This window comes from Pseudomonas sp. TE21394 (assembly GCF_054057835.1).
The window spans coordinates 4399490-4408516 of sequence record NZ_JBSRZR010000001.1 but is presented as its reverse complement, the minus strand read 5'-3'; the positions used below and the strand labels follow the sequence as shown (position 1 = coordinate 4408516).

Genomic DNA, 9027 nt, shown 5'->3' with positions numbered 1-9027 from the left:
GTGCAGGGTACCAGCCTTTGGCCTTAAGATTCACCCCTGCCCCCTTTCAGGCGAAGCGCCCCGATGAATCGAAACGACCTGCGTCGCGTAGACCTCAACCTGCTGATTGTGTTCGAAACGCTGATGCACGAGCGCAGTGTGACCCGTGCGGCGGAAAAGCTGTTCCTCGGTCAGCCCGCTATCAGTGCGGCCCTGTCACGCCTGCGCAACCTGTTCGACGACCCGCTGTTCGTGCGCACCGGCCGCAGCATGGAACCTTCGGCCAGGGCGCATGAGATCTTCGCCCTGCTATCCCCTGCACTGGACTCGATTTCCACCGCGGTCAGCCGCGCTGCGGAATTCGACCCGGCCACCAGCAACGCGGTGTTCCGCATCGGCCTGTCGGACGACGCCGAATTCGCCCTGCTGCCGCAGTTGCTCAAGCGTATCCGTGCCGAAGCACCGGGCATCGTGCTGGTGGTGCGCCGGGTCAACTACCTGCTGATGCCGACGCTGCTGGCTTCCGGCGAGATCTCGGTGGGGGTCAGCTACACCAGCGAACTGCCAGCCAACGCCAAGCGCAAGGTGCTGCGCCGCAGCATGCCGAAGCTGTTGCGCGCCGACAGCGTTCCCGGCGCCATTACCCTGGACGACTTCTGTGCCCGGCCGCACGCGCTGGTGTCGTTCGCCGGTGACCTGTCGGGGTTCATCGACGAAGCCCTGGAGGAAATCGGTCGCAAGCGTCATGTGGTGCTGGCGGTGCCGCAGTTCAATGGGTTGGGGAGCTTGCTGGCGGGCACCGATATCGTGGCCACGGTGCCGGATTACACGGCCGATGCGCTGACCGCAGCGGGTGGGCTGCGGGCGGAGGACTTGCCGCTGGAGGTGCGCAGTTTCGAACTGCACATGGCCTGGCGCGGGGCCCAGGACAACGACCCGGCGGAGCGCTGGTTGCGCTCGCGGATACAGATGTTTTTCGGTGACCCCGATAGTCTTTGACTGGGGTCAACCAAGCGCCATAGCCCTTTGAATACATGGCGTTAGCTATTGGCTGTAGACCAGCGCTTCGCGGCCCCTCATCGCCGGCAAGCGTGGCTCCCACAGGTACAGCGCAGGCCTGAAGGCTGGTGATTTTCCTGTGGGTCAGAGCCTTTAAACAGCCAGGTAACCTTGGGCAGCGTCGCACACCGTGCCGATGGTGTTCGCCCAGAGCATGATGGCAACCGTTCTACCCGCCTACCCTGCCACCCTGTCAAAGGGGGAATCCTTGGACACCAACCACCCGAGCCCATGGAACACTTTACATGCCTATCGACTTCAGGCCCGCCCAAGCCTCGGACGCACATGATATCGCGCGCTTCTTTCAACTGACATCGGAGGGCATGGCCGATTACATCTGGAGCAAGCTTGCCGCACCTGGAGAAGCACTGCTGAGTGTCGGTGCGTCTCGCTATGCCAGGGAACAGGGCGACTTTTCCTACAAGAACTGCCTGATGGCCACTTTCGAAGGACGTGTCATCGGCATGATGCATAGCTATGCCTTGCGCGAGAGCCCCGACAGGCCTGCCGAGACAGACCCGGTCCTTGCGCCTTATTCAGACATGGAAATACCCGACACCTTGTACATATCCAGCCTGGCCCTGGATGAGGCATGGCGCAGCCAGGGGCTGGGCGCCCAGTTTCTGCGCCTCGCCCAGCAGCGCGCCGAGGACGCTGCCCTGGACGGGCTATGCCTGATCGATTATGCAGAAAACCACGGTGCACGCCGCTTCTACGAACGTCACGGTTTTCAAATTGTTAAAACCTGCCAGATCGTTCCGCACCCGATGCTGGGCGTAACCGGTGAAGCCTATTTGATGTATCGCCCTGCCCATAACGTGCTCGAGAAAAAACCATGACCAAGAAACTTACCGTGTTCCGCGAACTGGATATCGAACCGGTGCGCGACCTTCCGTTCTTTGAAGAGGTCGTGGAAGGCACCCCGCATACGCTGACGTCCAAGTACTATCACGATGAACAGCAAGGCCGCATTTCCGGAGAATGGGAAGCCAGCACCGGAGCGTGGCGCATCGACTACAAGGTCTGGGAGTTCTGCCATGTCCTGAGTGGACGCTGTGTCATCGAGCTCGAGGGTTGCGCTCCCATCACCCTGGCCGCTGGCGACACGTTCATTATCGAACCGGGCGCCAAGGGCAAATGGACCGTGCTGGAGGACATGAAAAAGAACTTCGTGATCCTATTGCCCGCTATCTAGGCACGAGGTCGCGTTTCATCGAGCGCAGCGCAAGGACTGAGCTGCGCTGTCGCGCATGGAGCCGAGCCTTGGTGGGAACCGCCTCAGGTCGCGAAAGGGGCGCAGCACGGCCCTACGATCTTGAGGCTGCCTGGTCAGGCTGTGTGCCAATACTCGCCAGGAAAACCTCGGTATCGCGATTGCTTCGCAGGCAGACCGTGCGACAACCCGACGGGGCCATCGCCACCAATCGCTTCATGGCCTCCCGAGACGAGGTTCTTGTCCGCCACATGAACCTGAAAAAGGCTGGCAGGTTGGCCAGCAGTTCCGGGCAGTTGTCCGGCAAGTCCGCTCGGGTTCGACCACGGTTCAACATCGTCCTGAGGAGCACGCGCCAGAATCGAAGCGGCGCCGGGCGATCAATCCATATCAACATGTCGGCACGGGCCAGGCGGTGGTTCCACGTGGCCGAATGCCCGCCTTCGAAGATCCAGCACTCACCGGCCTCGACCTCGTGGCAAAGACGCGTCTTCTCCTCCCGGCTCCGTTCGACCCATCCGGGCTGCCAATGAATCCTGTCGATGTGCACGACCGGCAAGCCTGTGCGTTCGCCAAGCTTGCGTGCCAAGGTACTTTTCCCAGACCCTGGCTGACCAATGATCATCACCCGTTGCATTGAAACTCCCTGTCGCCATGCCAGCTGGATGTCAGGCTCGCCATTGTACGCAACAGTTCCTGCCGTTTGCGCCGCGGCGCATGGCCTGAACCCTTCCCGCCATCTGCAACGTCCCACATTTCCTGATAGGCTGCCCCGAGGACCAAAGCCCTACCAGCTCTCAAGGACGTAGATGAACCCGCCAAGCATTGTGCGTTACTGGCATGCGGTCGAGTTGCTGCAACCGCAAGCCGTTCCCAAGCTGAAAAAGCGAGACGCCGACTACCAGTCCTTTTTCCAGGACATACCCAGCACTGCCCCAACCTGCTGAACGTTGCTGCCACCCGGGCCAAGCGACGGCTGTATGTCATTGGCGATCGGACAGATTGGCAAAATCGACAGTTGTTTTGCGATGTGATGGATCTGCTGCCTGCACTTCCACCGCTGGTGATGGCTAGCAACAGCGGTACACCTGCGTAAACACCTGCCATGGCGACGAGCCTCTTCCCCAGAGGTTCATGCTCAATCTGCGGAGCTTGCGCCTTGGCGTGGCTACTGTATTTCAAGGTCGCGCACGGTATGATTGGCCCACGCCAGGATTGGCGGTGTGCCATGGCCTTCAGCAGGATCGCCAGCCCGGAAAATCGGATTTTCATCAAGTACTACCGTGAAACGTGACATTCTCCTCGTTGTTCCACTGCCCTCGGCCATCGGTCGCTCACCCGCTTCGTTACCCCATCGCGAAGCGCCCCTGCCTATCGGCTGAATCCGGCACTCGCGGCTACCGCTCGCGCTCCCCCATGACTTTCACGAGACGACCTCCTTGGCAAATTCAAGGCCCCTCGCTTCCCATCACCGTGCCCTCGACTGGCTGAACTTCTTCCTTGCCGACGTACGCGACGGCCTCGGCCCTTACCTGGCCATCTACCTGCTCGCCGTGCACCAGTGGCAGCCGGCCAACATCGGCTTGCTGATGAGCCTGGCCGGCATCGTCGCGCTGCTGGCGCAGACGCCGGCCGGGGCCCTGATCGACCGTACCCCGGCCAAGCGTGCGGTGCTGGTGATTGCGGCCCTGCTGGTCACCGGCAGTTGCCTGTTGCTGCCGCTGATTTCGTCATTCGGCTGGGTAGCCCTGACCCAGACGGTCAGTGCCCTGGCAGGCTCGGTGTTCGCCCCGGCGATAGCCGCCATCTCGCTGGGTATCACCGGCCCCAGGGCGTTCACCCGGCGGGTCGGGCGCAACGAAACCTTCAACCACGCCGGCAATGCCTGCTCGGCGCTGCTGGCCGGCGGCCTGGCCTACCTGTTCGGCCCGGTGGTGGTGTTCTACCTGATGGCGGTCATGACCGTGGCCAGCATCGTTGCCGTCGCGCGCGTGCCCGCCGCAGCGATCGACCACCAGTTGGCGCGCGGGCTGGCCCATGGCCCGAGCGGTGATGACCACCCTGCCGGGTTCAAGCTGCTGCTGCACAACCGCACCCTGCTGGTCTTCGCGGTGTGCTGCGCGTTGTTCCACCTGGCCAATGCGGCGATGCTGCCTCTGGTGAGCCAGAAGCTGTCGCAGGTCGACCTGCGCCTGGCCACCCCGCTGACCTCCGCCTGCATTGTCGCGGCGCAGCTGGTGATGGTACCCATGGCGCTGCTGGTGGGGGCCAAGGCCGAGCACTGGGGGCGCAAGCCGTTCCTGCTGGCCGGCTTTCTCATCCTGCCCCTGCGCGGGGCCTTGTACGTGGTGTCCGACAACCCGTTCTGGCTGGTCGGCGTGCAGCTGCTCGACGGCGTCGGCGCGGGTATCTTCGGCGCGCTGTTCCCGATCGTGGTCAAGGACTTGACCGACGGCACCGGGCGCTTCAATGTCAGCCTCGGTGCGCTGGCGGCGGTATTCGGCCTGGGTGCCGCGCTCAGCCCTGGCATCGCCGGGCTGGTGGTTCAGGCCGCTGGCTATGATGCAGCATTCCTGACCTTGGCCGCGATTGCCGGCGCCGCCTTCTTGCTGGTGCTGGTCGCGCTGCCCGAGACCCAGCCCGACGCTTCGCCATCACCCTCCTTGACGACCCTTGCCGGAAACTGAACAGCCCATGCCAGTCAGCGAACACGCATCGATCATCTGGGCGATAGCCGCCCTGGCCACCGCTGGCGTCATCTTGCGCCCCTGGCGCATCCCTGAATACGTCTGGGCCATGGGCGGCGCCTTGCTGCTGGTCGGCCTGGGCCTCATCACAGCGCCCAGCGCCCTGGCCGCGGTGGCCGAGGGCAGCGACGTCTACCTGTTCCTGGTCGGCATGATGGTGCTGGCCGAGCTGGCCCGCCAGGAGGGGCTGTTCGACTGGCTGGCACGCTACGCCGTGCAGCACGCGCAAGGCTCCGGGCAACGGCTGTTCGACCTGGTGTTCCTGGTTGGTACGCTGGTCACCGTGTTCCTTTCCAACGATGCCACGGCAGTGGTACTCACACCCGCGGTGTATGCGGCGTGCAAGGCGGCCAAAGCCGAGCCTTTGCCGTACCTGTTCATCTGCGCGTTCATCGCCAACGCAGCCAGCTTCGTGCTGCCTATCTCCAACCCGGCCAACCTGGTGGTATTCGGCAGCAACATGCCACCGCTGCCAGACTGGCTCAGGCAGTTCACCCTGCCATCGCTGGCGGCAATCGCCCTGACCTACCTGACGCTGCGCCTGGCCCAGCGCCGGCAGATCAACCAGCCGCTGGCATTGAGCGTGCACACCCAGCCGCTGTCGGCTGGTGCCCGCCTGTGCGCACTGGGCATCGCGCTGACCGCCGCCTTGCTGCTGGGCGCCTCGGCACTGGACATGGCGCTGGGCCTGCCGACGTTCGGTGCCGGCGTCGCGATCACGGCGCTGATCCACCTGCGCCAGCGGCGCAGCCCGATGCCGGTACTGCGTCATGTCGCGTGGGGCGTGCTGCCGCTGGTGGCGGGCTTGTTCGTGCTGGTCGAAGCGGTCGCCCAGACCGGCCTGGTCGTGCGCCTGGCCCAGGCGCTGGCCACGCTGGCAGAGGCTGCGCCGGGCCAGGCCAGCTGGCTGGCGGGCGTGGGTGTCGCCATTGCCAGCAACCTGATGAACAACCTGCCCACCGGGTTGATGGCCGGGTCCATGGGTTCGCTGGTGCAACTGCCGCAACAGACGACGGCTGCGCTGCTGATCGGCGTCGACCTGGGGCCGAACCTGTCGATTACCGGGTCGCTGGCAACGCTGCTGTGGCTGGTCGCGATCCGTCGCGAAGGCGAGCATGTGAGCGCCTGGCAGTTCCTGCGCCTGGGGCTGCTGGTGATGCCCCCTGCCCTGGTGGCGGCGCTGTTGACGTTGCAGGTGTGATGTGGGGCTTCACGGCAGCCAAGCTGCCCTCGCACCATCCTGCCTATGTGCCGCCCAGCTACCGCTCACACATCCAGGGTGCCTCTGAGCAACGCATTGAGCACCGCTGCCACATCACCGCCCTGGGTATCGAGCAGGCACACGGGCGCGCCGTCGAGTGGCGCCTGCGACAGCACAGGCCCCGCGCCCGCCAGAGCCAGCGGGCAGGCGATCTCCATCTGCAGCCAGCGCAGGCGCTTGGCCAGTGCGGCATTCAGCGGCCCTTGCATCGCCACCACGAGCGCTGCCGGTTGCGCCGCCGCACACACCAGTGCCACCTCCTCCAATGGCAGCGCACCACCCAGGGCCTCGATGCGTTGCTGCTCGCCACTGAGCACCAGCGCAGTACCCAGCAGTACCAGCTCTGGCTGTTCATCGCCAGCCACCAGCAGCACGCGCGGGGCATCGGCCTGGTTCAGCTGCAGGCGCAGCAGTAGCCGTGCCCGCAGGAAATAATCGAGAAACAGCCATTGGCTGCGCGCCCCCAGCGCGTCGCTGCCGCGCAGTTCCTGCCACACCGGCAGCAACACCTGCCCGAACACGACCGCTTTCGGCAACAGGGTGAACAGCTGCCCGTGCAACGCTTCCAGCGCCTGCACATCGTAGGTTGCAGTCGCCCGTGCCAGCGCCGCCCGCCAATCGGCGAACTGTTCGTCGCCCTGCCGTTGCTCGACAGGCTGCCGGTTCAGCAACGGGCCGACCTTGCTGATCGGCAGGCCATTGGCAGTCCAACGCAGGATGTCGCGGATACGCTGTACGTCGCTGGCCGTGTACAGGCGATGCCCGCCTTCGGTGCGATGCGGCTGGATCAGGCCATGGCGGCGTTCCCAGGCACGCAGGGTAACCGGGTTGATGCCGGTGAGGCTGACCACGTCACGCATGGGCAGCAAATCGGTGGGGTTCGTTTCAGTCATACCGGGATTCGTCCGCAAGGTGCGCTCATTCTAGCCCCATCCACCCCTTCTGCGGCGAGCCGGTATGGTCCATCATGGGCAAAACGCGTCGCCTGGCCTGGCCGGCCAGGCTGCGCATACCCCAGACAGACTCCCGGGTGGGCTTGAATGATCAACGCAAAGCTCCTGCAACTGATGGTCAACAACTCCAACGACGGCATCGTCGTCGCCGAACAGGAAGGCACCGACAGCATTCTCATCTATGCCAACCCCGCCTTCGAACGCCTGACCGGTTATCGCAAGGAGGACATCCTGTACCAGGATTGCCGCTTTCTACAGGGCGATGACCACGATCAGGCGGCGCTGGAAAGCATTCGCCAAGCGATCCGTGAGGGTCGCCCTTGCTGCCAGGTGCTACGCAACTATCGCAAGGACGGCAGCCTGTTCTGGAACGAGCTGTCCATCACACCGGTGCACAACGACGCCGATGAACTGACCTACTACATCGGCATCCAGCGCGATGTCACGGCGCAGGTGCACGCCGAACAGCGGGTGCGTGAGCTGGAGGCGGAAGTCGCGGAGTTGCGTCGGCAGCTCGCCGTAAAGAAATCCTGAGCAAATAATTGTACAAGACCGTTGCGCTTGTACAATTTTCGCCATAGGCTTCAGTCATACCTGTACAAGTTAGGTGATTTGTACAGTTTTAACTGGAGCTGCACATGTCCGTCTACCTTCAGCGGTTCGCCGAGCGGTTTGCCTGCCTTCAGCGCGACAACCTGCACATTCTTGGCGAGTTATATGACGATTCGGTCACCTTTCGCGATCCCCTGCACCATATCGAGGGGCTCGATGCGTTGCGCGCCTATTTCGGCCAGTTGTATGCCAACGCGCGCGATATCAGCTACAGCTTCGCCGGCTACGACGAGGTGCGACCAGGCCAGGGCTACCTGCGCTGGCACTTGCGCTTCTGCCACCCGCGGCTGAACGGCGGCAAGCCCGTCAGCCTGCAAGGTTGCAGTTTCCTGCAGTGGCGCGAACGGGTGTTCAGCCACCAGGACTACTTCGACGCTGGCGCGCTGTTGTATGAACACGTTCCGGTCCTCGGCGGCGCAGTTCGCTGGCTCAAAGGGCGGCTGGCATGACCCGCTGCTGGTTGACCGGCGCAAGCAGCGGCATCGGCGCCGCGCTTGCCGAGCGACTGCTCGAACAGGGCCACCAGGTCGCCGTGGGCGGGCGCCATGCCGAGCGCCTGGCGCCGTTGGCGCAACGCTTCCCCGGCCAGGTACTGCTGGCCGTCGGAGATCTCGACGACCCGCACCAGGTCGAACAGATCGCCGCCCGGATCAGGCAGGCCTGGGGCGGCCTCGACATCGCCATCCTCAATGCCGGCACGTGTGAATACCTGGAACCGGGGCACTTCGACCCGACCCTGGTCGAGCGGGTGCTGCGCACCAACCTGCTGGCTACCAGCCACTGCCTGGCGGCCGCCCTGCCCCTGCTACGCGCCGGCCGTCGCCCCCACCTGGTGGTGGTAGGCAGCTCGGTCACCTGGCTGGCCCTGCCTCGGGCCGGCGCCTACGGTGCATCCAAGGCGGCCTTGCGCTACCTGGTGGAATCCCTGCGCATCGATCTGCTCAATGAAGGCATCGACGTCACCCTGGTCAGCCCGGGGTTCGTCGATACGCCGCTGACCCGGCGCAACGATTTCCCGATGCCACAGATGTGGACTGCCTCCCGCGCAGCACGCTACATCATCAGCCGCTTGCCACGGCGGCCGCTGGAAATCAGTTTCCCGCGCGGCTTCATCCTGGTACTGCGGCTGCTCGGCAGCTTGCCGGCCCGCCTGCGCCTGGCCATCGGGCAGCGCCTGGTACGCAGGCAGGAAGGGTGAAAGCC

At 64.2% G+C, this 9027-nt stretch carries 10 protein-coding genes; 8 read left to right on the top strand and 2 right to left on the bottom strand.

Annotation, left to right across the window (positions count from 1 at the left end):
* The first annotated feature begins 63 nt into the window (after positions 1-63).
* The 3 genes from ACVWZT_RS20265 to ACVWZT_RS20255 all read left to right on the top strand — a co-directional run bounded on the left by ACVWZT_RS20265 (position 64) and on the right by ACVWZT_RS20255 (position 2233).
* The gene (locus ACVWZT_RS20265) at positions 64-978 is read left to right on the top strand and encodes a LysR family transcriptional regulator (protein WP_112249302.1); all 915 of its coding nucleotides are present in this window, start codon (positions 64-66) and stop codon (positions 976-978) included.
* Between the two features lie 305 nt (positions 979-1283).
* The gene (locus ACVWZT_RS20260) at positions 1284-1877 is read left to right on the top strand and encodes an N-acetyltransferase family protein (RefSeq protein ID WP_457471011.1); all 594 of its coding nucleotides are present in this window, start codon (positions 1284-1286) and stop codon (positions 1875-1877) included.
* The gene (locus ACVWZT_RS20255) at positions 1874-2233 is read left to right on the top strand and encodes a cupin domain-containing protein (protein ID WP_296232938.1); all 360 of its coding nucleotides are present in this window, start codon (positions 1874-1876) and stop codon (positions 2231-2233) included. The genes ACVWZT_RS20260 and ACVWZT_RS20255 overlap by 4 nt, the downstream gene beginning before the upstream one ends.
* Before the next feature lie 112 nt (positions 2234-2345).
* Here the strand turns inward: ACVWZT_RS20255 and ACVWZT_RS20250 are convergent, their stop codons facing one another.
* The gene (locus ACVWZT_RS20250; RefSeq protein ID WP_457471009.1) at positions 2346-2888 is read right to left on the bottom strand and encodes an AAA family ATPase; all 543 of its coding nucleotides are present in this window, start codon (positions 2886-2888) and stop codon (positions 2346-2348) included.
* Between the two features lie 802 nt (positions 2889-3690).
* Between ACVWZT_RS20250 and ACVWZT_RS20245 the strand changes: the two genes are divergently transcribed.
* Positions 3691-4938 (top strand): MFS transporter, encoded by a 1248-nt coding sequence (locus ACVWZT_RS20245; RefSeq protein WP_457471007.1) that lies wholly within the window; start codon positions 3691-3693, stop codon positions 4936-4938.
* Between the two features lie 7 nt (positions 4939-4945).
* Complete coding sequence (locus ACVWZT_RS20240) at positions 4946-6199, top strand: arsenic transporter (protein ID WP_457471005.1); 1254 nt, start codon at positions 4946-4948, stop codon at positions 6197-6199.
* Between the two features lie 65 nt (positions 6200-6264).
* On the opposite strand, the gene ACVWZT_RS20235 is transcribed toward ACVWZT_RS20240, so the two are convergent.
* On the bottom strand, positions 6265-7152 hold the full coding sequence (locus tag ACVWZT_RS20235) for a MerR family transcriptional regulator (RefSeq protein ID WP_296232945.1): 888 nt from the start codon (positions 7150-7152) through the stop codon (positions 6265-6267).
* 147 nt (positions 7153-7299) lie between these two features.
* On the opposite strand from ACVWZT_RS20235, the gene ACVWZT_RS20230 reads away from it, so the two are divergent.
* From ACVWZT_RS20230 to ACVWZT_RS20220, 3 genes are all read left to right on the top strand, one after another.
* On the top strand, positions 7300-7746 hold the full coding sequence (locus ACVWZT_RS20230) for a PAS domain S-box protein (protein ID WP_457471004.1): 447 nt from the start codon (positions 7300-7302) through the stop codon (positions 7744-7746).
* 104 nt (positions 7747-7850) lie between these two features.
* Positions 7851-8273: a nuclear transport factor 2 family protein gene (locus tag ACVWZT_RS20225; RefSeq protein WP_457471002.1), complete on the top strand. Its 423-nt coding sequence runs from the start codon at positions 7851-7853 to the stop codon at positions 8271-8273.
* Complete coding sequence (locus tag ACVWZT_RS20220) at positions 8270-9022, top strand: SDR family NAD(P)-dependent oxidoreductase (protein WP_457471000.1); 753 nt, start codon at positions 8270-8272, stop codon at positions 9020-9022. Before ACVWZT_RS20225 ends, ACVWZT_RS20220 begins: the two co-directional genes overlap by 4 nt.
* The last annotated feature ends 5 nt before the right edge of the window (positions 9023-9027 follow it).